Here is a 26,885-nt window from a genome sequence, read left to right as displayed (position 1 = left end):
CGGGTCTTTCCCGGCTACCGGGTTATCGGCCGGGGATAGCCAGCGCGGGCTGTACGGCTAGCGGCGGAAGCGGGGGTCGCTCGCCCGCTTGGTGTACTTCTCCAGAACCGGCGCCTCGTGGGTGATGGTGCCGTCCTCGACGCTCTCTCGGTAGGCGACGTTGCCCACGCGGTTGGCGATCACCGGCGCGGTACACACGGCGACGATGGCGGCGAGCACGAGCATGCCGAGGTCGGAACTCGGGAAGATCCGGATCCCGGCGCCGAAGAGGATGAGGACCAGGCCGAGCACCTGGGGCTTGGCCGCCGGGTGCATGCGGCTGAGGGTGTCGCGGAACCGCAGGAGCCCGATGGCGCTGGCGAGCGTCAGCAGGGCCCCGGCGAGCACGAACAGGGCGGAGATGATCTCGCGGGGGTCGTCGGTCATGACTTGGGCTCCTCGGGCACTCCGGTGGTGTCGCTGACGCGGAAGCGGGCCACGGACACCGAACCGAGGAACGCGACCAGCGCGAGGGCGACGAGCGCGGCGGCGCCGGTGGTGTCCTTGGTCCAGGCGATGTAGACGCCGAGCCCGCCCTGGGCGACGGCGGCCAGCATGTCCAGTGAGATCATGCGGTCGAGCGTGTTGGGGCCGCCGACGAGCCGAACCATCGTGACGAACAGGGCGGCGGTCAGCGCGATGACGGTCAGGGTCCACAGGACCAGGGTGAAGCTCATCGGGGCACCTCCTGGCCCGCGGCGGGGCCCGGGTTCCTCGGGCCGGTCTTCTGTGGCCCGCTGTCGGCGGGCGCGGTGTAGTGCTCGGGGTTCGGGTGCCAGTCCTCGGGCCGTTCGAACGCCCGCTGGAACAGCTGCTCGACGTGCCCGGTCTGGCGGTAGAAGGCCTCGACCGCTTTGTCGGTACCGGCGTCCAGGACGTGGATGTAGACGTACCGGGCCACCGGGTCCACCCGGACCACGATGCCACCGGGCATCAGGTTGAGGGAGTTCACCGCGAGCGCGAGCGTGAAGTCGGATTTCAGTCGCATCGGGGCCCGCAGCACGGCCGGTTCCGGCGGTGCTGCCGGCCGGACCGACTGCCACGCGACGATCACCGAGGAGCGGACCAGGTAGTAGCCCACCATGATGACCAGCCACGCCGTGGAGATCGGGCGCAGCAGGCCCTCCACCGGGACCCGGGGCAGCGGCAGGACCGTCATGATGATCACGGCCACGCCCAGCCCGGCCACGATGGTCCCGAGCTCGAACGAGCCCCACAAGAGCGTCCACGCGAAGGCCAGCCACAGGGTCATGAAGACGCGTGAGCCGAACACGCGCGCGTCCATCTTCACCTTCTTGGTCATGTCAGCGCACCCCCGTCACGTTGCCGACGTACCGGCCGGGCGTCTCGTCCGTCGGGACGGTGTAGACGTACTCGCCGCGTTCCATCAGGCTCTCCGCGGCGCGGTCCGTCACGGCGAGCAGCGGGCCGGCGAACACGGTCATCAGGAGAGAGACCACGATGAGTGCCACGGTCGGGGCGAGCATGCTCATCGGCATCTTGCCCACGTCGTCGCGCTCGTCGAACTCGACGTACTCGTCCGACGGCAGCAGTGCGAGCGGCTTGGCGAGCGCCAGGGCACCCTCGGGGGCGTCCGCGCGGGGCCGCCAGAACGCCTTGGACCAGACGCGGGCCACCACGTAGAGGGTGAGCAGGCTGGTCGCCATCGCGCCGCCGATGAGGATCCAGTTGAGTGGTCCGCCGACCTCGGCGCCGGCCTGGACCACGGCGAGCTTGCCGATGAACCCGGAGAACGGCGGGATTCCGCCGAGGTTGAAGGCCGGGACGAGGAACGTGACCGCTAGGACCGGGCTGAGCACGGCCATGGAGCCGAGGCGCCGGAGCGAGGACGACCCCGCCTGCCGCTCGATGAGGCCCACGACCAGGAACAGCGTGGTCTGGACGATGATGTGATGGCCGACGTAGTAGATCGCGGCGCTGAGCCCCGACTCGGTGGACAGCGCCACCCCGAACACCATGTAGCCGATGTGACTGACCAGGGTGAACGACAGTATTCGTTTGATGTCGGATTGGGCGATCGCGCCGAGGATGCCCACGACCATCGTCAGCAGCCCGGCGACGAGCAGGACGTTGTCCATGCTGCCGCCCGCGAAGACCAGGGTGTGGAAGCGGATGATCGCGTAGACGCCGACCTTGGTGAGCAACCCCGCGAACACGGCGGTGACGGGCGCGGGTGCGGTGGGGTAGGAGTCCGGCAGCCAGGTGGACAGCGGGAAGACGGCCGCCTTGATGCCGAAGGCCACGAGGAACACGGCGAAGATGGTGTTCCGCAGCCCGTCCGGGACGTCCGCCATCCGGGTGGCCAGCTGCGCCAGGTTGAGGGTGCCGGCGGCCGAGTACGTCAGACCGATGCCGAGCAGGAAGACCATCGACGACACCATCGACACGACGGTGTAGGAGACACCGGCGCGGACCCGCTCCTGGCTGGCGCCCAGGGTGAGGAGCACGTATGAGGCGGCGAGCAGGATCTCGAAGCCGACGAACAGGTTGAACAGGTCGCCGGCGATGAACGCGCCGTTCAGACCTGCCGCCAGTGCGAGGTAGGTGGGCAGGAAGATCGACGTGGGCTGGTCGCCGTCGCCGTCGCGGACACCCTGCCCGACGGCGTAGATGATGACGGTCAGCAGCACCACGGCCGCGACGCACAGCATCAGCGCGCTGAGGCGGTCCGCGACCAGTGAGATCCCGACCGGTGCGTCCCACCCGCCCACCTGGACGACGTGCATGCCGTGTTGATCGGTCAGCACCAGCAGGAGACCGGAGATCACCAGCAGGATGAACAGCGTGGTGATCGTGATGATGTTCTGCACGTGCGGGCGGCGCGAGACCACCAGGCACAGTGCCGCGGCGAGCAGCGGAAGCAGAAATACGGACGGGATGAGGTAACCGAAGAGATCAGCGGACATTACTGGTTCTCCTCCTCGTCGTCCTTGGTGAGCTTCTTTCGCAGTGCTTCCACCCGGGCGTCCGCCTCCGCACGCGCTTGGGCCTCCGCGCGGGCCTCGGCCTCGTACTCGGCTTCGGCCTCCTCGAGGTCCTCGTCGTCGTAGTCGACGTGCTCACCGAGCTCGGTGGGCATGCCGGTGGTCGGGTCGTCGGAGGCGTCGCGGTCCGGGGCGGACGAGGCGTCCATGGGCGACCGCTTGGCGATCTTCGCGTCCTCGGCATCGTCCGCGACCTCGTCCACGGTGGTGAACTGGTACGAGCGGTAGGCCAGCGCGAGGATGAACGCGCCGACGCCGGCCGTGATGACGATCGCGGTGAGGATCATCGCGTGCGACAACGGATCGGAATCCACCGTGTTGTCGCCCCAGCCGCGGCCCCGGATCGGCGGGTTTCCGGGGGCGCCGCCGGCGGCGAGGATCAGCAGGTTGACGCCGTTGGACATGATCATGATGCCCAACAGGATCTTGATGATGGCCCGCTCCAGGAGCAGGTAGACCCCGGCGGCGCAGAGGATGCCGGCCAGGAGCAGGAGTGCGAAGTCGGCGGTCATGGCATCCCCTCCGGCGTGACGCCCTGGTTCTCTGCGGCCTCGTAGCGCTCGGCGCGGCGGGCGGACAGATCGGACCGCGGCCCGGGGAAGTCCACCCCGGGGACGCGGCGCAGGGCTGCGGTGGACGGTGAATCGGTGGCGTCGACGTAGATGGCGCGCAGCTCCTCGAGGTCCTCCTCGTTGAGGTCGAGTCTGGCGCCGAGACTGCGGAGGATGTCCAGGACCAGGCCCACGACGATGAGGTAGACGCCGGCGTCGAAGAAGAGGGCCGTGACCAGCTTGACGTGGCCGAACACCGGCATGGTCCACTCGATCGTGGCGCTGGACAGCGGGGGCGCCCCGAAGGCCATCGAGGCCGCCGCGGTGCCTGCGGCGAGCAGGAGGCCCGCGCCCAGGATGCGGCCGGCGTCGAACGGGATGGCCTCGCCGAGCTCGTAGCGGCCGCCGGCGAGGTAGCGCAGTACCAGCGCGAGGCCGGCCACGAGTCCACCCGCGAAGCCGCCGCCGGGATTGTTGTGTCCGGCGAAGAAGAAGAACAGGCTCAGCACCATCATCGTGGGGAAGATGAGCCGGGTGGTGACCTCGAGGACCAGCGAGCGGGCACGCGGGTCGCGGACCGTGGCGCCCACGAGCCAGCGGCCGGGGGAGGCGCCGGGCGCCTCGATGACGATGCGGGCGGCCTCCATGCCGCGGCGACCCGAGAGCGTCTTGTCGGCGTCCGCGATGCGGGGTCCGGAACCGTAGCGCCGGTTGCGGAAGACGAGGCTGGCCACGCCGGTGGCCGCGACCAGCAGCACCGTGATCTCGCCCAGGGTGTCCCAGGCGCGGATGTCGACGAGCGTGACGTTGACGGCGTTGGAGCCGTTGCCGATCCGGTAGGCGATGTCCGCGAAGACGGTGGACACTGCCGGGTCCTGGCGGGCGTTGATGGCGTATGCGCCGACGATGATCACCAGCAGGCCCACGCCGATGCCGAGCCAGGCGCGCAGGCGCCGGAAACCGTTGGACAGCGGGACCTCGGCGGGCATGGTGCGCAGGACCAGGACGAACGCGACCATCATCAGGGTCTCGACGAGGACCTGGGTCAGCGCCAGGTCCGGGGCGCCGTGGAACGCGAAGACCACGGCCACGCCGTAGCCGGTCACGGACATCGCGATGACGGCCGCCAGACGATTGCGCAGCAGGGTGGCCGCGATGGCTGCGATCGTCATGGGGATCATGACGATCAGCACGACCGGGTTGCTCGACAGCTCCATCTGCAGCCCCTCGCGGGTGCCGACGAGGAGCGAGACCAGCGGGAACATCACGAGCGTGAAGAGGATGATCCCGAGGGTCAGCGGGAGCGAGCCGCGCTGGGTGGAGCCGGTCAGGCGCAGGGAGAGCACGTCGAAGAAGCGCAGGACCGCGTCGTAGATGCGGTCGGCGTTACCGAGGGCGGGCGACTGGAACTTCAGGCGCTCGACGGTCCGCTGGGCGACGTAGAGCATCATGCCCAGCACGTAGACGACGAACGTCAGCGCCAGCGGGATGCCGATGCCGTGCCACAGGCCCAGGTGGTAGGTCTCCCCGGCGGCCCAGGGACTGCCGGGCGGGAACGCCGTGTCGACGAAGCGCGAGAGCAGCGACTCGACGGGGGCGGACCACAGGCCCAGCACCAGGCCGGCCGTGGCGAGAACCGCGGGCACCGACAGGAAGAACACTCCGGCCGGCCGCGACTCGGCGACCGCGGGGCTCGCCTTGCCGTCGAAGATCCGCTTGGTGCGGAACGCGCCCATGACCAGGCGGGCCGTGTAGGAGAACGTGAGGATGGAGCCCACCACGAGGCCGGCGGTGACGACGAGCGACGGCATGCCGTGCAGCCGGCCCTCGTCGAGGACGGTGGCGAACGCGGCCTCCTTGCCGACGAACCCGAGGAACGGCGGCAGGCCGGCCATCGACGCGGCGGCGAGGGTGAAGAACACCGCGAGGGCGGGGCGCTTGCGGCCGAGCCCGGACAGTTCGCGGATCTCGCGGGTCCCGGTGGTCTTGTCGATCACGCCGACGGACATGAACAGCGCCGATTTGAACAGCGAGTGCGCCAGCAGCATCGTCAGCCCGGCGAGCATGGTGTCGCGCGAGCCGATACCCACCAGGGTCAGTAGGAAGCCCAGCTGGGAGACGGTGCCGAAGGCCAGCACCAGTTTGAGGTCGCTCTCGCGGAGCGCCCGCCAGCCCGCCATGAGCAGGGAGACCAGGCCCAGGCCGACGAGCGGCAACTGCCACGTGGACGAGCCCGACAGGCCCGGGCTCATGGCGGCGACCAGGAAGACGCCGGCCTTGACCATCGCCGCGGAGTGCAGGTAGGCACTGACCGGGGTCGGTGCGGTCATGGCGCCCGGGAGCCAGAAATGCAGCGGCGCGATGGCGGACTTGCTGGTCGCGCCCACGATCACCAGTCCCAACGCCCAGTGCACGAGTGCGCCGGAAGGCGGCGAGGCCACGATGTCGCTGAGCAGGTACGACCCGGTCTCCTGGGCCAGGATGATCATGCCGACGAGCATCGCCAGCCCGCCGAGCGTGGTGACCAGCAGTGCCTGGGCGGCTGCCCGGCGGGACGATGCACGCTCCGCGTAGTGGCCGACCAGCAGGAAGCTCAGGACGGAGGTGATCTCCCAGAAGATGTAGAGCAGGATCAGGTTGTCGGCCACCACGAGGCCGAACATGACGCCGGCGAAGGCCACCATCTCCGCCGCGAAGAGGTGCAGGCGGGGCTCGGAATCATCGAAATACCAGGTGCAGTAGAAGAGCACGAGGGCGCCGACGCCGAGCGCGATGAGCGCCATCAACGCTGATAGCGCGTCCATCCGCAGGTCGAGCGCGAGATGGATGGCGGGAGCCCATTGGAGGGTCTCCGTGGGAGTAGTGTCCAGGTTGGCCGCCACCCACACCGTGCTGAGGGCGGGCACCATGGCCAGTAGCGGGAACGCTCGGCGTCCGAGCCGCAACACCAAGGGGATCGCGATCAGGGCGGCCACGGCGTGGGCCGCGAGAATCACGATCACCGGCGGCTCCTCTCCTTGCGTCGATCGGACGACGACATGTGGACGGACCCGCCTTTCAGGGACGGGTAGCCGGTGGTCGACCGGGGCGTGGTTTCTGTGGCTACTTTACAGAACAGTGTTTCGTGCTGGTCGTCCGCGCAGGTGAAGCCTGGTGGCCGCGTTGAGTAGAGCCGCGATCGACGCCTCGGACGAGCTCTGGCCGAAGCCCATCGCCCACGCCTCGCGGCGCCCGCAGGTGGCGCGCAGGATGGTGCACCACGACGTGTTGCCGGCGAAGGTGGTGCCCTCGTGGCGGTGGCCCTCGTACTGGTGGAACCGCTCGATCTCGACGCGCGCACCGACGCGGCCCAGCATCTCGGACATCGCCGTGAGGTCCCCGCACGAGGAGGTGGTCAGGCGGCGGGTGGTGAAGTCACCGGGCGCGTCCTCCGGGCCCCGCGTGGCCAGGATCGCCTCGTAGGCGGTGATCCCGCGCCCGAGCGGGCGGCGGGAGAAGTCGGCCAGGTGGAAGTGGTCGGAGGAGGGGGCGAAGGTGTCGACCATCGTCCGCCAGTCCATGCCGGCCGCCTCGTCGGCGAACCCCCGAGGGAGACGACGACGATAACGCTCGGTGAAGGGACTTCGCGCACCGGCCGGTGCGGCGACGGACGCGGTGGTCCGAGGGTACGGGTGTGCGGAGGCGTTCATGGTTCTCTCGTGTCTCTCGACGTCGGTGCGGCGACCGACGGAGGACGAGCAAACACGCAACGGGGATGCCGGTCTGTCAGACCCCGTTACGTCCGATTACTACGAGTAGATTCCGCATGGCCCGCACTCTAGCCGCGCCCGGGCCGGACCGGCAAGGACCACGGACCGCCGTAGATCAGTGGAGCACGAGGGTTCGCAGGATCCGACCCTCGAGGCGGTCGAGCAGCTCGGACGCGCCGGATGCGGGATCCGGATGGGACCGCGATCGCATCAGCTCGATGGCGGCCTCTCTGGAGAAGAGGCATTCGGCCAGTTCGCGCCGCTGTTCGGCCGCGCAGTCGGCGTCCAGCGCCAGAGCCAGCCGCGCGCGAACATGATCCCGCCGCGTGGCGGCGAGATCGGCGAGGTACGTATCGATCACCGCCGCTGGATCGGCGTCGGCGTGGCTGTCCAGAAGGTCATGGAAGACCGCTCGTGACTGCGCGGTGAGGTACTCGGATACGGCGGTGATCAGGTTCGCGCGGGTTCGGTAGTAGTACGAGGTCGACCCTTTTGCGATGCCGAGCTCTCGGTCGATCGCCTGGTGGGTGAGGGCGTGGCTGCCTCCGCGGGAGGCGAGCGTGATCGCAGCCCGGCAGATCTGGTCTCGTCGCGAGGGGCGATTGGTCATGCCCGCACCCTATCCATTGACCCTCTAGCAATATAGAGTCGGGGCATGTGGAAGACGCCGACCGATGCGCGACCGCTGGATTCAGTCCGACTCTCCACACGTCAGCGCGAGGTGCAGGACTCGATGAGCGGGCGGGACAACGTCTACGTCTTCGGCCCGCCGGGAACCGGCAAGACGACCTTGCTCGACGCGGTGCATCGGGCGACGAGGCGCTCGGTGAGATGGCATTGTGCGGAGTTCTTCCGGGCGGTCCACGACGAACTTCCTCGGCAGGGAAGGGATCTGGACGCCACGGTGAAGACGCTGACAGGGAAGGCCGGCGCCGTGTTCTTCGACGAGTTCCACGTCCACGATGTCGCCGACGCGATCTACCTGCATCGCGCCCTGGCCTGGTGGGACTCCCGCCGGGTGCGGGTGGTCGCCACCTCGAACTACGTGCCGGAGGGGCTTCTTCCCAACCCCCTGCTCCACGACGCTGCCCAGCCCGTCATCGCGCGGATCCGGTCACATTTCGACGTGATCGACCTCGATGAGGGGGTCGACCACCGCGCCGGCGCCACCGGGCGGGAAGGCGGGTTCGCCTCCGGCAAGTGGTTGTCCCTCGTCTCGCACGGGCAGGCGAACGGATCGCTCGTCCTGGGCGGCCGAGCGCTGCCGGTCCTACCCCGCCCGGTCGGGACGCGCGCCATCGAGACGACGTTCACCGCATTGTGCGAGAGCCCGTGGTCGACAAGTGATTACCTGGTGCTTCTCGCGGGCCGGGAACCTCTCGTCCTCCACGACGTCCCCCATCCCGCAGAAGTCGGTCGTGAACCGGGGCAGCGGCTGGCCAACCTCGTGGACGTCGCCTACGACCGGGACGTTCCACTGACCATCCATTCCCCCGGAGTGCCCGATGACCTCCGCTCGTCGGCGTTCCCACCGTTGGACGTCGATCGAACCGTCAGTCGTCTTTCCAGCCTCGGCACAGCTCACGATCAGACCCCGGCTCACGGAGAGGCCCCGCCCGGCCACGACTCCGCGCCGTAGGGTCAGCTCTCCCGCCGGTCGGCATACTGCCGCAGGTTCTCGACCTGGCCCGGGTCGAGTGAGGGTTTGACCGCGTCCCGTGCGCGGGCCACGTCCTCGGCGGTGACCTCGGCCGCGTCGATGTCGCGGCGCATCGCGGTGAGCGCGGACTCGCGCAGCAGTGCGGCGCAGTCGGCCGCGGAGTAGCCGTCGAGCTCCTCGGCCACCCGGGCCAGATCCACGTCCTCCGCGAGTGGGACGTTCCGGCCGGCCGCGCGGAGGATGTCGGCGCGGGCCTCGGCGTCCGGCGGCGGCACGAACACCAGGCGCTCGAGCCGCCCGGGCCGCAGCAGGGCGGGGTCGATGAGCTCGGGGCGGTTGGTCGCACCGAGGATCACCACGTCGTCGAGCGGCTCCGCGCCGTCGAGCTCGGTGAGCAGGGCCGCGACCACGCGGTCGCCGACCCCGGAGTCGCCGGTCTGGCCGCGGCGCGGGGCCAGCGCGTCGATCTCGTCGAGGAACACCAGCGACGGGGCGGAATCGCGGGCCTTGCGGAACAGGTCGCGTACCGCCTTCTCCGACGAGCCCACCCACTTGTCCATGAGCTCGGCGCCCTTCACCATGTGCACCGTCAGGCGCCCGCTCGCCGCCAGAGCCCGGACGACAAAGGTCTTACCGCAGCCGGGAGGCCCGTACAGCAGCACGCCCTTGGGCGGCTGCACGCCGAGGCGCTCGAACGAGTCCCGGTGCTGCAGCGGCCACAGCACCGTCTCGGTGAGGGCCTGCCGCACCTCCTCCATGTCGCCCACGTCGTCAAGGGTGATCGAGCCCAGGCTCAGCTCCTCGGTGCCCGACCGGGACAGCGGACGGATCACGCTGACCGCGCCGATCAGGTCCTCCTGCTCCAGCCGCGCGTCGACCGCGGTGGTGGCCGCGGAGGCCGTCGAATCAGGGTCCGCGGAATCAGGGTCCGTGGCGGGGGATTCCGTGGCCCGGGCGGCCGCGCGCAGTGCTGCCTCCCGGGTGAGGGCGCGCAGGTCGCCGGCCACGTAGCCGGGGGTTCTCTCGGCGACGGCGGTCAGGTCGAGTTCGCCGGCGGGCACGTCCCGCAGCATCACCTCGAGCAGCGCTGCGCGGTCCGCGGCGTCGGGCAGCGGTAGATCCAGGACCCGGTCGCAGATCTCGGGCTCGCGCAGTCGGGCGTCGGCCTCCTCGGGCCGGACACACGTGGCCACCAGCACGGAACCCGGGTGCGCCACGACCGACCGCAGCCGGTCCAGGATCAGCGTCGACACCGGCTCGGTCTCGGCGGGCAGGAGCGCGTCGATGTCCGTGACCAGCAGTACGCCGCCGTTCTCGCGGGTCCGCTCGGCGGCGGCACGGACCGCCTCCAGACGCGCGGCGGGGTCGATCGCGCCGATGGACGGGCCGTCGATCACCTCGAGGCGGCGGTCGCCGGTGACCGACCGGACCATCGTCGCCTTGCCCACCCCGGGCGGGCCCGCGACCAGCACCCCGAGGTGAGGTGAGGTGCCGAGGGAGCGCAGCAGTTCCGCTCGGTCCAGGGCGAGAGACAGCCACTGTGCGAGGACCTCGGCCTGGTCCGCGACGCCCACCAGGTCCTCGCGGGCGACGGCGGCGATGGCCTCCGAGTCGCCGCCGGGTGCGCCCCCGGGTGACGGCGCGCTGCCGGAAGCCGATCCGCCCGGGGAACCCGAGGGGCGGGAGTTCATGGACGCCGCACCGCCGGTGAACGAGTGCGGGGTGGGGGTCGTCGTCGTCGAACCGGGCCGGGCTCCCAGGGCCGGCGCGGCGCCGTGGCCACCCGCCTCGATCACCGCGGTGGTGGGCTGCACCGACACGACCCCGTCCGGCACGGTCGCGGTGACGGTGAGCAGCTCGGTGCTCCACTGCGCGCCCATGGAGTTGCGCAGGGTGCGGGTGGTGTCGGCGGTGGGGAAGTCGGGGCCCAGGTCGCGGGGGAGCAGCGTGACGGAATCGCCCACGCGCACCACCTTGCCCAGCAACGCCGAACGCAGTACCCGCTCGGCCACGCCCCGGCCCGCCGGCGGTAACCCCTGCACCTCGATGCTCTGCGCGCCCGTGACCTGCGCGGCCCGCACGGTCACGCGCGCGTCCTCGCCGAGTCCGCAGTTCGCGGCCACGACCTCGTCCACGACGAGCACCCCACTCGGCGAGCCGGCGGCGGCCGCCGCCACGACCGCGCCGGTGGTGCGCGCGCCGACGATCTCGATGGCGTCCCACTCGCGCATGCCGAGAGCGAGAATCACCTCCGGGTGCGCCCGCACGATTCCGCGGCGGGAGTCGGCGGCTGAGGCCGTCAGACGCAGGGTCAGGTCCAGATCCGGGCGCGGGTTCACGCATAGAAGCCTAACGGCGGCCCGCCGGTCAGGGCGGGCCGCCGTCAGGGGCGAACGAGGTGGGCCGTCGGCCCCGTGGTGTCAGTGCACCGGGGCGAAGATCACGCGCCGACCGAGCGCTTGATCGAGTTCCAGGCGACCGGGATCTGCTTGGAGTAGTACGACCAGTTGTGCATGCCGGTGGGCAGGTGGTCGATGTCCGCGGGGATGCCCAGGTCGGCCAGGCGCCGGTCCGCGGCGTGGGTGCACTGGCCCGTGGCCTGCTCGAGCGCCATCCCGGCGACGAAGTTGGCGGCGTCGTTGTTGTACGCGGCCCAGTCGCCCGGGTTGGCCACGCCGGTGCCCGAGGACATGTAGATGGCCTTGCCGCGCAGTTTCTCGGCGTTGATCATCGCGTCGTGGGCGACCCACTGCTCGTTGCCGGGCTCACCCCACATGTTGTTCAGCGTCGCGCCGCGGCTCTCGACGGTGAAGCGGGTGAGGATCTGGCCCAGCGCGTCGGTGGAGTAGCAGCCGGAGACGCCGAACACGCCCTTGTACAGGTCGGGGTGGCGGGTCGCCATGGTCACGGCCGCTCCCGCGCCCATGGAGATGCCGCCGATCGCGCGGTTGGTGTTGGAGCTGATGCGCGGCTCGAGCAGCCGCGGAAGGTCGCCGGTGATGAACTTCTCCCACTTGCTGATGCCCAGCACGGGGTCCTGCTGGTTCCAGTCCGACCACATGGAGCCCTGGCCGCCGGTCGGGATGACGAGGTTGACGTTCTCGTTCGCGAACTGCTCCTTCGCGCCCCACTGCATGAAGCCGCTGGGCAGTTCGGAGCCGACGCCGTCGAGCAGGTAGAGGAACGGTGCGCCCGGGTTGGCGGCGCGGTAGACCTCGACCGTGATGCCGCGTTTCATGTCCCCGGAGTCGATGAGCCACCGCTCGTAGCGGCCGTCCACCACAGGCTCACCGACGATCTTCGTCTCGGTGATGTTCGGGTTGGGCTGCGGCGACGGCGGCGGCGGGCCGGCGAACATGTTGGGCGAGAAGCCGAGTGTGTTGGCGATACCCATCATCGACGAGCCCGAGGAGCCGGGCAGGTTGCCGAAGTACAGCAACTGACTCAGGCTCTCGGGGGATAACGTCCCGAGTGCGTCGTTGGCGACCGACTCCGGACTGAGGGTGCCGACCTCCTGCGCGTTAGCGATCGACGGTGTGAGGCCGGCCGCCAGCGCGGTGGCGGCGGCGGTGGCGATCAGTGCGCGGCCGGCGCGACGCATGAGCGGGACGCGGCTCGCGGTGGTGCGCTGATCGGCACCGGTGTTCTCTGCACTCGGGACGGACATGGCAGCTCCTGACGGTCGGCGGCAGCGGGCGTTGCCGCCCCATTAGTCACTATCGCCACATCTCATCACACCGTTACTGCGTTCGCACCTGCAGGTTTGCGGGTGCCGGCCGCCGACGGCGCCGGGGGGCTCACCGATAGCGCTGGAGGAACGCCGCCTCGGCGAGCGCGATCCGTTCGATCTCGCGCGGATCGACGCTCTCGTCGGGGGAGTGGATCGCGGCGGCCGGGTCCTCGACGCCGAACAGTGCGATGCTCGCCTCCGGGTGCGCCTGCTGCAGCGCCGTGCACAGCGGGATCGAACCGCCGGAACCGATCTCGGCGACCTCGCCCGCCCCGTACGCCTGCGCGAGACACTCCGAGAGCAGCTCGTGCACCGGGTCGGTCCGCCCGGCCGCGACCGAGCGGAACGGGTGCCCCACGGCCTCGGTCTCCACGGTTACCCGCGCGTTCCACGGGCGCCGCCGCTCGATGTGTTCGACGAGCGTGCGCTGCGCCTCGACCGGGTCCATGCCGGGCGGGACGCGCAGGTTCACCAGGGCGCGGGCGCGGGGCTGGACCGCGGCGATGGCCCCCTCGACCGGCGGGCAGTCGATCCCCAGGACGGTCGCCGTGGGCCGCGACCACACCAGGTCCGCGACGGGCGCCGCCGAGGACAACTCCACGCCGTCGAGTACGCCGGCGTCGCCCCGGAACGTCTCCTCCGGGTAGGCCTGCCCGTCCCATTCGCCGCTGAAGTCCAGGCCGTCGACGGTGGTGGCGCCGGTGGCGGGATCGCGCAGCGAGGCCAGGATCGAGACCAGCGCCGCGAGGGCGTCGGGTGCTGCGCCGCCGAACTGTCCGGAGTGGACCCCGGCCTCCATGGTGTCGACGACGACAACGACGTTCGCGATGCCGCGCAGACTGGTGGTGAGCGTCGGCACGCCCGCCGCCACGTTGCCCGAGTCGACGATCAGGATGGCGTCCGCCTCCACGAGATCGGGCCGCTCGGCCACCAGATCGTCGAGCCCGCCACCGCCGGTCTCCTCGGAGCCCTCCACCACGAGGCGGATGCCCAGGCCGTCGAGCGGATCCGGACCGGTGTCGGTGGGGGCGGTCGCGGCCGCCTCGTCGTCATCCCCCTCCCCCGAGCCCGCGGCGGCGAGGGCCCGCAGCGCGGTGAGGTGCACGACCAGGTTGCCCTTACAGTCGGCGGCCCCGCGGCCGTACCAGCGGCCGCCGCGCTCGGTCAGTTCCCACGGCGAACTGGTCCACGCCGCCGGATCGCCCGCGGGCTGCACGTCGTAATGGCTATACAGCAGCACCGTGGGGCGGCCGGGCGCCGCGGGACGGTGGGCGAACACGGCCCTGGAGCCGTCCGAGGTCTCGACGACCTCGACCGAGTCCGGACCGAGCCCCGGCACCGGTAGTTCACCGAGTATCTCCCGGACCAGCTCGCAGGCCTCGGCGCACGCGTCCGGCTCCGCCTCGTGCACCGACGGCAGTGCCACGAGCGCGGACAGGTCGGCACGCGCCCGATCCATCTGCGCGGTGACCGCGGCGGCCAGCGGGGCGAGGTCGGGGTGAGGATCGGTGAACGCGGGGGAGTCGGCCATGGGGTCAGGATAGTGGCGCTATACGACACACGGCGGCAGGTGAACGCAAAGTGAACGGAGAGTGACGTATGGTGGTGAATTATGAGCTATGTGATTGTGGTCACTCCCGCTGAGGCGGAGCTTCGTGACGTCGACAGTGTGGATGCGCTTCCCGATCACGTGCGGGCCGATCTGGAAGGGCTGCGCGACGAGATCTGTGCGCGCTTCCCGGCGGCGGATGCGATCGGCGAGACCGGGGCGCTGTCGGCCCGGCCGGTCATCGAGGGCGTGGGCGTCGTCATCCGCCCCGAGGTCCTGACCCGGCCGCTCGTTGTGAACGCGGTCATGCGGTACGCGGCGCCCCGCCAGCTCCTGGTGACCGCGCCGGAACTGGGTCTGGTCGCGGATCCGCGGGACCGTATCGAGATCGATGTGCACCGGCGCCCCACGGTGGTGGGTGCGGCGATCACCGACCACGCGGTGCGCGGTCGGCCCTTCGGCACCCTGCCGTGGGTCAGTCGCGAGCTGCTGGGACAGCTGCTCGAGGCGCTCGAGGTGGACGGCGATCGGCTGGAGCTGGAGGGCGACACCGAGCGTTGGTTCCTCTACGAGCGGGTGGGCGGGGTGCTCGAGGTCTCCGTCGCGGATGGACCCGACGTCCCGGTCCGGCGGCGCACCCTCACCTCACACGACCTGGGCACCGCGGCGGACGCGGGGTGGGCCTGGGCGCGCTGCGACATCGACTGGCCCGCGTTCTTCGGTGGTGCCGGCGAGGCCACCGCGGCCTGACCTTCAGGCCGGGCGGAGCGGGGTCGGCCGGCTCGATCTGGCCCCGGCCCGCGTGGCCCGGGCGGGTCCTAGACCGAGTTCTCGAATCGTAGGGACGCCACCACGGCGTCGATCGTCTCGCTGGGCACGGTGCCGGGCTCGCCCTCGTCGGCCATGAGCACAAAGACGAGCGAGGCGTCCCCGCCGTCCGGCGTCCGGGTGGACACCGCGATGGTGTCGAACCGGATTGTGGGCGGGGTACAGATGTTGCGCGGCGGGCGGACCTCGCCCCGGAGCGAGACGTACCAGGCCGGCACCCCGGACACCCCGATGCTGCGTGCCTCGGGCACGGGCACCTCGGCCCCGGCCTGGGTGAAGCGTCGGTCGATCGAATCGGCCATCGCGCGCGACGCCGACTCCGCCTGCTCGCGGGCGTCGCCGGGCAAGGCCGTCTGGCTGACGCCGGACAGGACCCGGAAGCTCATCCCCGCCAGCGGGCAGTAGCCGGGGTCCGCGATCGCGTTGGCGACGGTGACGTAGCCCGACCCCCAGTCGCTACCGGCGTCCGGGCCGGACCCGGTGTCGCCGTACGGGTCGCCGACCTCCCATTCCGGCGGCACGGAGTAGATCAGTCCGGACGTGCTGCGGACGTCCTTCCAGTCGGGCGGCGGCGGCCCGTCGGCCAGGGCCGGCCCGGGCTGCTCACGGTCCGGCGAGTCCGACCCGTCGGACTCGCGGGAGAGCAGGGCGCAGCTCGTCAGTGACGCCACCAGGGAGCCGGCGACGACGGCGGCCGCAGCAGCCCGGACCATCGGGTTCTCAGCCCTGTTCGACGAGCGTCTTGATGCGCTGGAGGGAGAGCGAGACGCCCTCGCCCATCTCCGAGGTGAACGACGGCTGCCCGCCGAAGAGCTTGTCGGTGAGGAACTTCGAGATGAACGTCAGGCCCTCGGGGACCTCACGCCTCTCGGTCAGGCGGGTGCCGCCGTTCGCGGTGGGCTCGAGCTCGAAGACCCAGATCGTGGTGTTCTCGGAGATGCGGTTGGCGAACCTGCGACCGGGCTCGAACTCCACCACGCGGCTGGTGGTGGGCCAGAACACCGGTCCGCGCTTGTTGATGTTCAGCGCCCAAGTCCCCTTGGTGGTGCGTCCGCCCGGGGTGATGACCTTGACGGCCTGGCTGCTCCACTGGGGCGCGTTGCGGACGTCGGAGATAACCTCCCAGACGCGCGCCGGCGGGGCGTCGATCTCGATGGAACTCTCGATGCCGGCAGGGGTGTTCGCGGTGGTCATGTGGTGCCTTCCTGGTGGTTCGGGGGAGGTGGGCCGGCAGTGTGCGCCGGGGTCAGGACTGTTCGGCCAGGGCCTTGATGCGACGGAGGGAGCCGGAGGAGGACGACGACGGCGACGACGGCGTTGATGATGATGACGACGACGAGCCGCGTGTTCCGCCACGGCCCCCGGGCAGTGCGCTGGTGAGCTTGCGCACCGCGGCCACCAGGGCGGCGGGCGGCTCGCTGCGCTCGGTGAGGCGGGTGCCGCCGGACGGGGTGGGCTCGAGCTCGAAGATCCACTGCGTGCCGTGTCCGCCGGTGCGGTTGGCGAAGCGGCGCTCGGGCTGGAAGTCGACGACGCGGCTGGTGGTGGGCCAGAAGACCGGTCCCTGTCGGTTGATGTTGAACGAACGGGTCCCGAGGGCCGTCGGCCCGGAGGTGGCCAGGACCTTGCGCGCCTGGGTGCTCCACCGCGGAGCGTTGCGGACCTCGGAGACGAGCTCCCACACCCGGGCCGGAGGGGCGTCGATCTCGATCGATCGCCCGCGCGGCGTCCCGGTCTCGGGGGCGGGGGTGTGGTCGGTGGACATCGGGCCCTCCATCGGGGTCTGGGTCACGGCGTTTCGATGGTAGGGCAGTGCCGGCCCGGGTGGCGGTCGTTCGCCGGTCGCGAACACCTGCCCGGAGCCTTTGCACTCGATGGGGGCGAGTGCTAGAAAAGCGATTGGCACTCGGTTACCCTGAGTGCCAGCAATACCTGAACGAGAAGGTCGCAAGGTGAGGGGCGGATCCGACACGGTCCGCGCCGTCCGTCGCGGGCACCGATGTGACCACACGCGTGTCACCCCATACCCGGAGGATGATTCACCCCATGGCAAAGATGATCGCGTTCGACGAAGAGGCCCGGCGCGGCCTGGAGAGCGGTCTCAATCAGCTCGCCGACGCCGTCAAGGTCACCCTCGGCCCCAAGGGCCGCAACGTCGTGCTGGAGAAGAAGTGGGGCGCCCCCACGATCACCAACGACGGTGTCTCCATCGCCAAGGAGATCGAGCTCGAGGACGCCTACGAGAAGATCGGTGCCGAGCTCGTCAAGGAGGTCGCCAAGAAGACCGACGACGTCGCTGGCGACGGCACCACCACCGCCACCGTTCTCGCCCAGGCGCTCGTGCGCGAGGGCCTGCGCAACGTCGCCGCCGGTGCCAACCCCATGGGCATCAAGCGCGGCATCGAGAAGGCCGTCGAGGCCGTCACCGCTCACCTGATCGACTCCGCCAAGGAGATCGAGACCAAGGAGCAGATCGCCGCGACCGCCGGCATCTCCGCCGCTGACCCGGCCATCGGCGAGCTCATCGCCCAGGCCATGGACAAGGTCGGCAAGGAGGGCGTGATCACGGTCGAGGAGTCGCAGACCTTCGGCCTGGACCTCGAGCTCACCGAGGGTATGCGCTTCGACAAGGGCTACATCTCGCAGTACTTCATGACGGATCCGGAGCGCCAGGAGGCGGTCATGGAGGATCCGTACGTCCTGCTGGTCTCGGGCAAGGTCTCCACCGTCAAGGACCTGCTCCCGCTGCTCGAGAAGGTCATCGGCGAGAACAAGTCGCTGCTGATCATCGCTGAGGACGTCGAGGGCGAGGCCCTGTCGACCCTGGTCGTCAACAAGATCCGTGGCACCTTCAAGTCCGTCGCCGTCAAGGCCCCGGGCTTCGGCGACCGCCGCAAGGCCATGCTGCAGGACATCGCCATCCTCACCGGTGGCCAGGTCATCTCCGAGGAGGTCGGCCTCTCGCTCGAGACCGCCGACGTCTCCATGCTGGGTAAGGCCCGCAAGGTCGTCGTGACCAAGGACGAGACCACCATCGTCGAGGGTGCGGGCGACCAGGGCCAGATCGAGGGCCGGGTCAACCAGATCCGCGCCGAGATCGAGAACTCCGACTCGGACTACGACCGCGAGAAGCTGCAGGAGCGCCTCGCCAAGCTCGCCGGCGGCGTGGCCGTCATCAAGGCGGGCGCGGCCACCGAGGTCGAGCTCAAGGAGCGCAAGCACCGCATCGAGGACGCCGTCCGCAACGCGAAGGCTGCCGTCGAGGAGGGCATCGTCGCCGGCGGTGGCGTCGCCCTGGTGAAGTCCGAGGCCGCGATCGAGGGTCTGTCGCTGCAGGCCGAGGAGGCCACCGGTGCGAACATCGTCAAGTTCGCGCTGAGCGCCCCGCTCAAGCAGATCGCCCTCAACGCCGGCCTCGAGCCGGGCGTCGTGGCCGAGAAGGTCCGTAACCTGCCGGGCTCCGAGGGGCTCAACGCCGCCACCGGCGAGTACCAGGACCTCCTTGAGGCCGGCATCAACGACCCGGTCAAGGTGACCCGCTCGGCGCTGCAGAACGCCGCGTCGATCGCCGCGCTGTTCCTCACCACCGAGGCCGTCGTGGCCGACAAGCCGGAGCCCGCCGCGCCGGCGATGCCGGGTGGCGACGAGATGGGCGGCATGGGCTTCTGATCCAGCCCTGACGCGCGCTCGCTAGAGCGATAGCCCTGTGGCCCCGTACCGGAGATCCGGTACGGGGCCACAGGCCATTTTGTCACGGGAACGTCATCTGAACGATCCTGTGTAAAAGGGCTATGACCTGGTGTTACATGTTCGTTGCGCCTCTGGAGGTGATTGGTCGGGGTCGATAGCGTCGTGGTCAGGCGCCCAGGACCGGCGCTGATCAACCCATTGTGAACGGAGACCCCATGCCGAACTTCGGTCAGCTGTCAGACCTCATCGGAGGAGTGACGGACATTCTCGGAGCCTTGACGTTCTTCACGGGTTCGCTCGCCGGGGAGGGCGGAGTCGGCGACTTCGTAGACGCCCTGTCCAGCATCAGCGCGAACTAACGACGACCACCCGATCTGGGCCATCACAACGACACAGGAGCGGTACACGATGAATCTCGAATTCGGATCCCTGGCGGGCGTCAGCGGCGCGCTCGGCCTCCTGACGGATTTCCTCGGAGGGTTCGGAGACCTGTTCTCCGGGCTCGAGTACTTCACGGGCGGAGACTTCGAGGAGGCACTGGCCGGAGGGTTCATGCGGTGACCTGACGCTGGCGACATGGCCACATCTCGAAATTCGGGGTGTGGCCCTCGTCTATTTTTCAGTGCACGGGAGCGCGAGGCCCCGGTCGCCGCCAAGCTCCAAAAGGCCCCCAAAGTGCTTTGTTAAGAGAACGTTTAACATTAATTGTTGGGGGACTAACGATGAACGGCGCGAACCCGCCCGGCCTCGCGCCCCGCTACATGCAAGGTTAGCCTTTCCTGACTTCGTTGCACTCAGTGCATCGCCGCAGCTAGGCGGCCACCTGAGAACTTGATTAAAGCGGTGGTTTAGGTCACATTTCCCCGCGGGAGAATGTATTGTTATCTCGAGCCAGCAGCGAGACGGGGATCACAATTGACTCTGGATTCGCTCAGACTATTCTGGCCAAGGTCCCGAAAGCAGGGGCTTGACGCGGCCCCGGGGACCGGGGCGAAACGATAAAGGGAGATACACATGCCTGACTTCAGTGCGATCAGCTCGCTCATCGGCGGCATCAAGAACATCCTCGACGGTGTCACCGGTTTCGCCGGCTCGCTCGCGGGCGACAGCTTCGACACCGTGCTCGGCAGCCTCGAGGTCTCCGACGCCGCTGCGTGATCTTCGGGTTCTTCCGAAGCTGATTCGCAGAGTCCGCCCCGGCTGCGGCGTATAGCAGTCACCCCCCAAGCATCGGCCCCGGATCGATCCGGGCCACGTACTTCAAGGAGAACAACATGGACCTCGATCTCGGTTCGCTCGGCGGCGTCATCGGCAAGGACGGCACCTTCGGCATCCTCAGCGATCTGCTCGGCAACGTCGACAAGTTCGTCAAGGCTGCCGGCTACTTCACCGGTGAGGGCTTCCAGGAGGCTCTCGCCGGCGGCTTCATGAAGTGAGCTGACCCGGTCAGTGGGTGAGGGCGTCGGGATCATCCCGGCGCCCTCACCGCATTTGATGGACATGTCGCTGTGCCTCCGACCTGCAGCCCCGACGCGGTGTATGGGGATCTGCTAATAAATGTAACGAGCGCACGTCGTTCGTCGATACTGATGACGTGAGCCGCGCAGAGGCTCCACGGTTTTCCTCGGCCATCACGGCTATGGGACCCTCGTGGTCGCCACTGCGGGCAAGAACTACAGTTCCGTGAGGTCCTCCGAATCCAGTTGGAGTGGCCTGTGGGGCTTGTGTGACCAGTGGGAAACGGGTTAACTCTTTGCTAAGAGTCGGCACGGGTCTGTGAACATCGAGAAGTAAGGCGTCGAAAATATGCGTTCAGTCAAGCGGTTCGGCACGAAGGTCGCGACCGCGGCCCTCGCGGCCGCCATGGTCCCCGTCGTCGCCACGGGCACGGCACAGGCCCAGGGTGGAACCATCAACTACACCAAGGCCACGGCCGGCAACAAGGTCGTCGAGACCGAGCTGGCGGACGGACGTCTGATCGTCTCGGTGTGGTCGGACGCCATGCAGCAGGAAGTGCCGAACATCGTCCAGCGTCCCCGCGACGGTAACGCGGGCGCTCCGGTGCTGTACCTCGTCAACGGCGCCGGCGGCGGCGAGGACTCCGCCACCTGGCAGGCGCAGTCCAACGTCAAGCAGTTCATGGGTGACAAGGACGCCTGGACCGTCACCCCGATCGGTGGCGCCTTCTCGTACTACACCGACTGGCAGAAGCCGGACCCCAACGTCCAGACCCGCTACGCCAGCGACACCCACCCGATGAGGTTCGAGACGTACCTCGCCGAGGAGCTCCCGAACCTCTTCGAGGGCGCGTACGGCGGCAACTACGAGGGGCGCAAGCGTGGCCTCGCCGCCATCTCGATGACCGCCACCTCGGTCCTGACGATCGCGCAGAAGCACCCGGGCAAGTTCCAGGCCATCGGCTCGTACTCGGGTTGTGCCGAGACCTCCACGCCGATCGGCCACGAGTTCATCAACATCGTCACCGGCATGCGCGGCGGGGCAGACCTGAACAACATGTGGGGCCCGTTCCCGGGCGAGCCTGTCGCGGGGACCAACAGCTGGTTCGACAACGATCCGGTCTGGGGCGCCTGGCGCTTCGAGGAGCAGCGCGACAACGGCACCCTGCCCGCCATGTTCATCTCGACCGGCAACGGCCTGCCCGGGCCGCACGAGAACCTCGAGAACTGGCGCCTGAAGGGCAACGGCGTCGCCCTGGCCAACCAGGCCGTCGTCGGCGGCATCATCGAGGCGGCCACCCAGTACTGCACCGCTAACCTGGCCCGCCGCTTCGGCGAGCTGGGGATCCCGGCCCACTTCGACTTCGCGCCCAACGGCACGCACTCGTGGGGCTACTGGGAGGACGACCTCGCGCAGTCCTGGCCCATGATGGCCAACGCCATGGGCGCTCGCTGGGGCGAGATCTGATCGGCTGACGCCGCAGCGCACCGCGCAGCTCGCAAGGACCCCGTCTCACCCGCTTCGGGTGGGGCGGGGTTCTTTCACGTTCAGGCCAGTCCGGCATTCTGTACGCATGACCAAGACCGAAGGCCCGCAGCGGGTCGAGCTGTCGCACCCCGACGGCAGCACCAGTCCACTGCTGATCGTCCCCGCGGCCCGGCGAGACGAGAACCGCCCCGCAGTCCTGGTGCTGCCCGGCATCGCCGTCGGCGCCCGGTACTACCTCCCGCTTGCCCGAGCCCTCGCCGACGCCGACGCCGGCGTGGACGTGGCCATCACGGAGCTGCGCGGTCAGGGCGAGAGCACCCACCGCATCGGCCGCAGCGGCGGCGCCGCCGGCTACCACGAGAGTGCTGGCGAGGACGTCCCGCTCGCGGTGGAGGCCATGCAGCGCGAGCTCGGCCCCCGCCCGGTCGTGCTCCTCGGACATAGCATGGGCGCCCAGATCGGCGTCTACCACCTCGCCCGCCGGGACCCCCGCGTCGTGGGGCTGATCGCCGTGGCCGCACAGTCCCCGTTCCATCGCGGCTATCCCCGCGAGTTCGGCCGCAAGCTGCGCCTGGGGTCGATCGTCATGCCGATCGTCGGCCGTGTGGCCGGCCACGTGCCCGGCCAGTTCTTCGGTGCCACCGGCCGCGTCCCTGCGGACCGGGTGCGCGACTGGGCCCGCCTCGCCGCCACCGGCGTCATGCAGCCGGCGCGCGCCGACCTGGACTACATCGACGGCCTCGCCCGCGTCACCGTCCCGGCGCTGGCGGTCGTGATCGCCGACGACCCCCTCGCCCCGGAAAGCGCCGCCCGCAACCTGCTCGCTTTGCTACCGGCAGCGCGCACGACGCTCGAGTCGGAGCCGCAGCCACTCGGCCACAACACGTGGGCGCGCCGCCCCGACGAGATCGTCGCGCGGGTCCTGGCGTGGATCGACCGTGAGGTCACCACCGCGTAGACGGTGCCCGCGGGGGCGGGTGCCACCCCGATCACGACGACGACAACCGCCGCCGGAAGAACTCGTACGTCAGGACCGCCTTTCGGGCCTCCTGCGAGTTGTCCGCGGCGCCGGCGTGGCCGCCCTCGACGTTCTCGTAGTACTCCACGTGATGCCCGGCGGCCTCGAGCGCGGCCGTCATCTTGCGGGCATGGCCCGGGTGGACGCGGTCGTCCCGGGTCGACGTGGTCATGAGCACCGGCGGGTAGGTGACCTCCGAGGCGGGCCGGATGTGCTGGTACGGCGAGTACGCGCCCAGGAAGTCGTCCCAGTCGGCCGAGTCGGGGTCGCCGTACTCGGCCATCCACGAGGCGCCAGCCAACAGCAGGTGATATCGCTTCATGTCGAGCAGGGGCACCGCGATCGCCAGCGCCGCGAACAGCTGCGGGTAGCGGGTGAGCATGACGCCCATGAGCAGGCCGCCGTTGGAGCCGCCCGTCGCGCCGAGCTGCTCGCGGGTGGTGACGCCCGAGTCGACGAGCGCGCGGGCCACGGCGGCGAAGTCCTCGTAGGCGCGGGGCCGCTTCTCCCGCACGGCGGCCTGGTGCCACTGCGGCCCGTACTCGCCGCCACCGCGGATGCCGGCCACCACGTAGACGCCACCCTCCTCGAGCCACAGTGCGCCCCTCAGCGCGGCGTAGGACGGGCGCATGGACACCGTGAACCCGCCGTAGCCGTACAGGATCGTCGGCCGCGGGCCATCAGGGCCGGGGCCGCGCATGACCGTGTACGGCACCTCGGTCCCGTCGTCGCTGACCGCCGTGTGTCGGGTGACCTCCACGCCGGACGTGTCGAAGCGGTCCGGGGTCGAGCCGAGCGTCGTGGTGGAGCCGTCGGCCCGCAGCAACACCAGGGACGGCGGCACGATCGGTCCCGACACCGCCAGCACCGCATCGTCCGGGTGGGGCGACCCGCCGTCGACGGACTGGTCGGAGTGCCGGTCGAGCGAGAGGACGTCGATCGACACGTGCTCGGGCAGTCCCTCGACCGGCAACCTCCGCCACCCGTCGGCCGCGGTCGACGGACCTGCGTCTGATCCTCCGGTGGTGTCGGTGCCGGTGTCGGGGATCGCGAACGCCTCGAGCCGGGACTCCGTGTCCTCGAGGATCGTCAGCACCACCCGGCCGCGGCCCCACGACACGTCCTCGACCGTCGTCGACGGGGTGGGGGAGAACAACACCGTCGGCTCGGGCAGCCGGGACGGGTCGTCGTCGAGCGCCGTCCACGGCACCACCAGAACCGACCCGCCGGGATACGTGCCGCCGGCGATCTCCACCTCCGTCCGCGGGCGCAGCGTCAACCACGGCCCGCTCGAGCCCACGCGGCAATCCTCGGGCACCGGGAGCTGCAACGGCTTCTCGGTCTCCGGATGGCCGCCCGGGCGCCAGAACCACTCCTGGGAGGTATGGAAATCGGGAGAGCGGCTGGCGACGAGACGCCCGGTGTCGATGTCATATCCGGCGCCGACGGCGACGTCGTCGTCGTACCCCTCGAAGATCACCGGCGCCCCCGTCGGATCGGAACCGCGGCGCCACAGGCGCACCACCCGCGCGTACCCCGAGCTCGTCGCATCGGCCCCGGCCGGATCCAACGGCGCCGCCAATACCAGCGTGTCCCGATCCACCCACGACACCGAGCACTTGGCCTCCGGCAGATGGAACCCGCCCTCCGACGCCGGCACGAACCGACGCTCGACGAGATCGAACTCGCGGACCTCCACCGCGTCGGCCCCGCCCCGCGACAGGCGGATCAACGCCCGGTCGTCCTCGGGGCGGCGCACGACGGTCCCCGCGTACACCCAGTTGACGTCCTCCTCGCGGGCGAGCGCGTCCACGTCCACGAGCGTCTCCCACGCCGGATGATCCGACGCCGGCGCGCCCTGCTCCAACACCGACCACGGCACCCGGCGCCACAACCCGCGGGGGTGCTCGCGGTCCTTCCACACCGTGTACGCATAACGGCCCCGCAACACCGGCCACGCGATACGGTCCGTGGCGTCCAGGATCCCCTTCGCGCGGGTGTAGGAGGCCTCCGCGTGCTCGCCGACGGCCAGGTCGGCCAGGGTGCGATCACTGCGCTCGGCGACCCAGGCCAGGGAGGCGGCGCTGTCGATGTCCTCCAGGTGGAGGTACGGATCAGAGGGTGTGGAGGTGCTCATGATCTCGATGATGCCGTGGCCGCTGGAAGTGGCGAGAAAGGGGAGGGGTGAGCGCGACAACTAATTCGCTCAGGGTCTTGTTACCTGGACAATCGCTAAGTACCCTGTTCGATGAGCGTGGGTCGCCTGACCCGGCCATTCTCGATTGCACTCGGGAATGCATTCGATAAACGGAGACACACAAATGGGTTCCATCACCGACATCTTCAGCGGTTCCACCGGCGGCTCCGGCAGCTCCGCCGACAAGATCACGGACCAGATCGCGGAGACCATCGGCGAGGTCGTCGCCAACGCCGTCAAGTCGATCCTGGGCAACATGTCCTGATCTGCCGCCGAGGCACTGACGCCGCCCCTCCTCCCGCGGAGTGGGCGGCGTCAGTCTATTTTCTGCAGCCTTCGCTCGCCGCGGGTTTCCACTTTCGGGTGTCTTCCCGGCCGCATGAGGTGCCTCGCCCGCCGGATACGCATACCCTGTGTGTCGTGGCTGACACTCATTTCGATCTCATCGTCCTCGGCGCGGGCCCCGGTGGCTACGTCGCCGCCATCCGTGCCTCGCAGCTCGGCCTCAAGGTGGCCGTGGTCGAGGAGAAATACTGGGGCGGCGTGTGCCTCAACGTGGGCTGTATCCCCTCCAAGGCCCTGCTGCGTAATGCCGAGCTCGCGCACACCGTTCTCAAGGACGGCAAGACGTTCGGCATCTCCGGGGACGTGTCCTTCGACTTCGGTGCGGCGTTCGATCGCAGCCGCAAGGTCTCCGACGGCATCGTCAAGGGCGTCCACTTCCTCATGAAGAAGAACAAGGTTACGGAGATCAACGGCTACGGCACGTTTGTCGACGCCAAGACGGTCGAGGTCGACGGCACGAAGTACACGTTCGACAACTGCATCATCGCCTCCGGTTCGGTCGTCAAGACGCTGCCCGGGATCGAGCTCAGCGAGAACGTCGTCAGCTACGAGGAGCAGATCCTCAGCCGCGAGCTGCCCAAGTCGATTGTGATCGTCGGTGCCGGGGCGATCGGCATGGAGTTCGCCTACGTCATGGCCAACTACGACGTGGATGTCACGATCGTCGAGTTCATGGACCGCGTCCTGCCGAACGAGGACGAGGACGTCTCCAAGGAGATGGTCAAGCACTACAAGAAGCTCGGCGTGAAGCTCCTGACCGGCCACAAGACAACCAAGGTCACCGACAACGGCGACTCGGTCGAGGTGCAGATCGAGAAGAACGACGGCGGGGACACCCAGACCCTGACTGTCGACAAGGTCCTCATGGCCATCGGCTTCGCCCCGCGCGTCGAGGGCTTCGGGCTCGAGAACACCGGGGTCGAGCTCACCGACCGCGGCGCGATCGACATCGACGACCATATGCGCACCAACGTGGACGGCATCTACGCGATCGGCGACGTCACCGCGAAGCTGCAGCTCGCGCACGTCGCGGAGGCGCAGGGCGTCGTGGCGGCCGAGACCATGGCCGGTGCGGACACCCAGACCCTCGGCGACTACCGGATGATGCCGCGCGCCACCTTCTGCCAGCCGCAGGTCGCCTCGTTCGGGCTAACCGAGGCGCAGGCCAAGGACGAGGGCTACGACGTGAAGGTCGCCAAGTTCCCGTTCTCCGCGAACGGCAAGGCCCACGGGCTCGGCCACGCGGTCGGCTTCGTCAAGGTCATCGCCGACTCCACGCACGGCGAGCTGCTGGGCGCCCACCTCATCGGCCCGGACGTCTCGGAGCTGCTGCCCGAGCTGACACTGGCGCAGATGTGGGACCTCACCGCTGAGGACATCGGCCGCAACGTGCACACGCACCCGACGCTGTCCGAGGCCATGAAGGAAGCCGTCCACGGCATCGCCGGCCACATGATCAACCTCTGACGGGCCCCTCCCGCCACCCCGTTCAACGAGAAGAGCGTTCCGCGCACTCCCTACTCGGCGGTCTCAGGGAGCCAGCGCAACACCGTTGATGAGTTCGTTCATCTTGACATG

General features: G+C 69.5%; 26 protein-coding genes. 11 read left to right on the top strand and 15 right to left on the bottom strand.

Going from position 1 to position 26,885, the window contains the following annotated elements:
• Positions 1-57: 57 nt before the first annotated feature.
• From ACWGLC_RS10460 to ACWGLC_RS10425, 8 genes are all read right to left on the bottom strand, one after another.
• A complete protein-coding gene (locus ACWGLC_RS10460) occupies positions 58-426 on the bottom strand; it encodes a cation:proton antiporter (protein ID WP_452099852.1) in 369 nt (122 codons plus the stop codon).
• Complete coding sequence (locus tag ACWGLC_RS10455) at positions 423-716, bottom strand: monovalent cation/H+ antiporter complex subunit F (protein ID WP_452099851.1); 294 nt, start codon at positions 714-716, stop codon at positions 423-425. The genes ACWGLC_RS10460 and ACWGLC_RS10455 overlap by 4 nt, the downstream gene beginning before the upstream one ends.
• A complete protein-coding gene (locus ACWGLC_RS10450; protein WP_452099850.1) occupies positions 713-1,342 on the bottom strand; it encodes a Na+/H+ antiporter subunit E in 630 nt (209 codons plus the stop codon). The genes ACWGLC_RS10455 and ACWGLC_RS10450 overlap by 4 nt, the downstream gene beginning before the upstream one ends.
• A 1-nt stretch (position 1,343) precedes the next feature.
• Positions 1,344-2,966: a Na+/H+ antiporter subunit D gene (locus ACWGLC_RS10445; protein ID WP_452099849.1), complete on the bottom strand. Its 1,623-nt coding sequence runs from the start codon at positions 2,964-2,966 to the stop codon at positions 1,344-1,346.
• Complete coding sequence (locus tag ACWGLC_RS10440) at positions 2,966-3,556, bottom strand: Na(+)/H(+) antiporter subunit C (RefSeq protein WP_452099848.1); 591 nt, start codon at positions 3,554-3,556, stop codon at positions 2,966-2,968. Before ACWGLC_RS10440 ends, ACWGLC_RS10445 begins: the two co-directional genes overlap by 1 nt.
• A complete protein-coding gene (locus ACWGLC_RS10435) occupies positions 3,553-6,597 on the bottom strand; it encodes a Na+/H+ antiporter subunit A (protein WP_452099847.1) in 3,045 nt (1,014 codons plus the stop codon). The genes ACWGLC_RS10440 and ACWGLC_RS10435 overlap by 4 nt, the downstream gene beginning before the upstream one ends.
• A gap of 105 nt (positions 6,598-6,702) precedes the next feature.
• Complete coding sequence (locus tag ACWGLC_RS10430; RefSeq protein WP_452099846.1) at positions 6,703-7,284, bottom strand: hypothetical protein; 582 nt, start codon at positions 7,282-7,284, stop codon at positions 6,703-6,705.
• Between the two features lie 175 nt (positions 7,285-7,459).
• Positions 7,460-7,954, bottom strand: coding sequence for a TetR/AcrR family transcriptional regulator (locus ACWGLC_RS10425; protein WP_452099845.1), 495 nt, complete (start codon positions 7,952-7,954; stop codon positions 7,460-7,462).
• A gap of 45 nt (positions 7,955-7,999) precedes the next feature.
• Here ACWGLC_RS10425 and zapE point away from each other — a divergent pair, with 45 nt between their 5' ends.
• The gene (zapE, locus tag ACWGLC_RS10420) at positions 8,000-8,983 is read left to right on the top strand and encodes a cell division protein ZapE (RefSeq protein ID WP_452099844.1); all 984 of its coding nucleotides are present in this window, start codon (positions 8,000-8,002) and stop codon (positions 8,981-8,983) included.
• Positions 8,984-8,985: 2 nt separating this feature from the next.
• Here zapE and ACWGLC_RS10415 read toward each other — a convergent pair whose 3' ends face one another.
• The 3 genes from ACWGLC_RS10415 to ACWGLC_RS10405 form a co-directional block, all read right to left on the bottom strand.
• Entirely contained in the window at positions 8,986-11,343 is a 2,358-nt protein-coding gene (locus ACWGLC_RS10415) for an AAA family ATPase (protein WP_452099843.1), read from the bottom strand.
• A 101-nt stretch (positions 11,344-11,444) separates the two neighbouring features.
• On the bottom strand, positions 11,445-12,671 hold the full coding sequence (locus tag ACWGLC_RS10410) for an alpha/beta hydrolase (RefSeq protein WP_452099842.1): 1,227 nt from the start codon (positions 12,669-12,671) through the stop codon (positions 11,445-11,447).
• Positions 12,672-12,801: 130 nt separating this feature from the next.
• Complete coding sequence (locus ACWGLC_RS10405; RefSeq protein ID WP_452099841.1) at positions 12,802-14,265, bottom strand: M20/M25/M40 family metallo-hydrolase; 1,464 nt, start codon at positions 14,263-14,265, stop codon at positions 12,802-12,804.
• A gap of 81 nt (positions 14,266-14,346) precedes the next feature.
• Between ACWGLC_RS10405 and ACWGLC_RS10400 the strand changes: the two genes are divergently transcribed.
• Positions 14,347-15,033, top strand: a complete 687-nt coding sequence (locus ACWGLC_RS10400; protein ID WP_452099840.1) for a hypothetical protein — start codon at positions 14,347-14,349, stop codon at positions 15,031-15,033.
• Positions 15,034-15,101: 68 nt separating this feature from the next.
• On the opposite strand, the gene ACWGLC_RS10395 is transcribed toward ACWGLC_RS10400, so the two are convergent.
• The 3 genes from ACWGLC_RS10395 to ACWGLC_RS10385 are packed head-to-tail and all read right to left on the bottom strand — an operon-like array spanning position 15,102 to position 16,903.
• Positions 15,102-15,824, bottom strand: coding sequence for a hypothetical protein (locus ACWGLC_RS10395; protein WP_452099839.1), 723 nt, complete (start codon positions 15,822-15,824; stop codon positions 15,102-15,104).
• 7 nt (positions 15,825-15,831) lie between these two features.
• Entirely contained in the window at positions 15,832-16,305 is a 474-nt protein-coding gene (locus tag ACWGLC_RS10390) for an SRPBCC family protein (protein ID WP_230928508.1), read from the bottom strand.
• Positions 16,306-16,357: 52 nt separating this feature from the next.
• Entirely contained in the window at positions 16,358-16,903 is a 546-nt protein-coding gene (locus ACWGLC_RS10385) for an SRPBCC family protein (protein ID WP_452099838.1), read from the bottom strand.
• A 254-nt stretch (positions 16,904-17,157) separates the two neighbouring features.
• Between ACWGLC_RS10385 and groL the strand changes: the two genes are divergently transcribed.
• From groL to ACWGLC_RS10350, 7 genes are all read left to right on the top strand, one after another.
• Positions 17,158-18,780 carry a chaperonin GroEL gene (groL, locus tag ACWGLC_RS10380; RefSeq protein WP_452099837.1) on the top strand — a complete coding sequence of 541 codons (1,623 nt, stop codon included), beginning with the start codon at positions 17,158-17,160 and terminating at the stop codon, positions 18,778-18,780.
• Between the two features lie 236 nt (positions 18,781-19,016).
• A complete protein-coding gene (locus ACWGLC_RS10375; protein ID WP_295647705.1) occupies positions 19,017-19,160 on the top strand; it encodes a hypothetical protein in 144 nt (47 codons plus the stop codon).
• 49 nt (positions 19,161-19,209) lie between these two features.
• Positions 19,210-19,362, top strand: coding sequence for a hypothetical protein (locus ACWGLC_RS10370; RefSeq protein WP_452099836.1), 153 nt, complete (start codon positions 19,210-19,212; stop codon positions 19,360-19,362).
• Between the two features lie 453 nt (positions 19,363-19,815).
• Complete coding sequence (locus ACWGLC_RS10365; RefSeq protein ID WP_452099835.1) at positions 19,816-19,959, top strand: hypothetical protein; 144 nt, start codon at positions 19,816-19,818, stop codon at positions 19,957-19,959.
• A 116-nt stretch (positions 19,960-20,075) separates the two neighbouring features.
• Positions 20,076-20,237, top strand: a complete 162-nt coding sequence (locus tag ACWGLC_RS10360; RefSeq protein WP_452099834.1) for a hypothetical protein — start codon at positions 20,076-20,078, stop codon at positions 20,235-20,237.
• 370 nt (positions 20,238-20,607) lie between these two features.
• A complete protein-coding gene (locus ACWGLC_RS10355) occupies positions 20,608-21,726 on the top strand; it encodes an alpha/beta hydrolase (protein ID WP_452099833.1) in 1,119 nt (372 codons plus the stop codon).
• A gap of 106 nt (positions 21,727-21,832) precedes the next feature.
• On the top strand, positions 21,833-22,705 hold the full coding sequence (locus ACWGLC_RS10350; protein ID WP_452099832.1) for an alpha/beta fold hydrolase: 873 nt from the start codon (positions 21,833-21,835) through the stop codon (positions 22,703-22,705).
• A 31-nt stretch (positions 22,706-22,736) separates the two neighbouring features.
• On the opposite strand, the gene ACWGLC_RS10345 is transcribed toward ACWGLC_RS10350, so the two are convergent.
• Entirely contained in the window at positions 22,737-24,902 is a 2,166-nt protein-coding gene (locus ACWGLC_RS10345) for a prolyl oligopeptidase family serine peptidase (RefSeq protein WP_452099831.1), read from the bottom strand.
• A gap of 184 nt (positions 24,903-25,086) precedes the next feature.
• Here ACWGLC_RS10345 and ACWGLC_RS10340 point away from each other — a divergent pair, with 184 nt between their 5' ends.
• On the top strand, positions 25,087-25,227 hold the full coding sequence (locus ACWGLC_RS10340) for a hypothetical protein (protein ID WP_452099830.1): 141 nt from the start codon (positions 25,087-25,089) through the stop codon (positions 25,225-25,227).
• Positions 25,228-25,382: 155 nt separating this feature from the next.
• Positions 25,383-26,774, top strand: coding sequence for a dihydrolipoyl dehydrogenase (gene lpdA, locus ACWGLC_RS10335; RefSeq protein ID WP_452099829.1), 1,392 nt, complete (start codon positions 25,383-25,385; stop codon positions 26,772-26,774).
• Positions 26,775-26,885 lie beyond the last annotated feature (111 nt).

Source organism: Dietzia sp. NPDC055877, from assembly GCF_053615975.1.
This window is presented reverse-complemented; position numbering and strand designations above follow the sequence as displayed.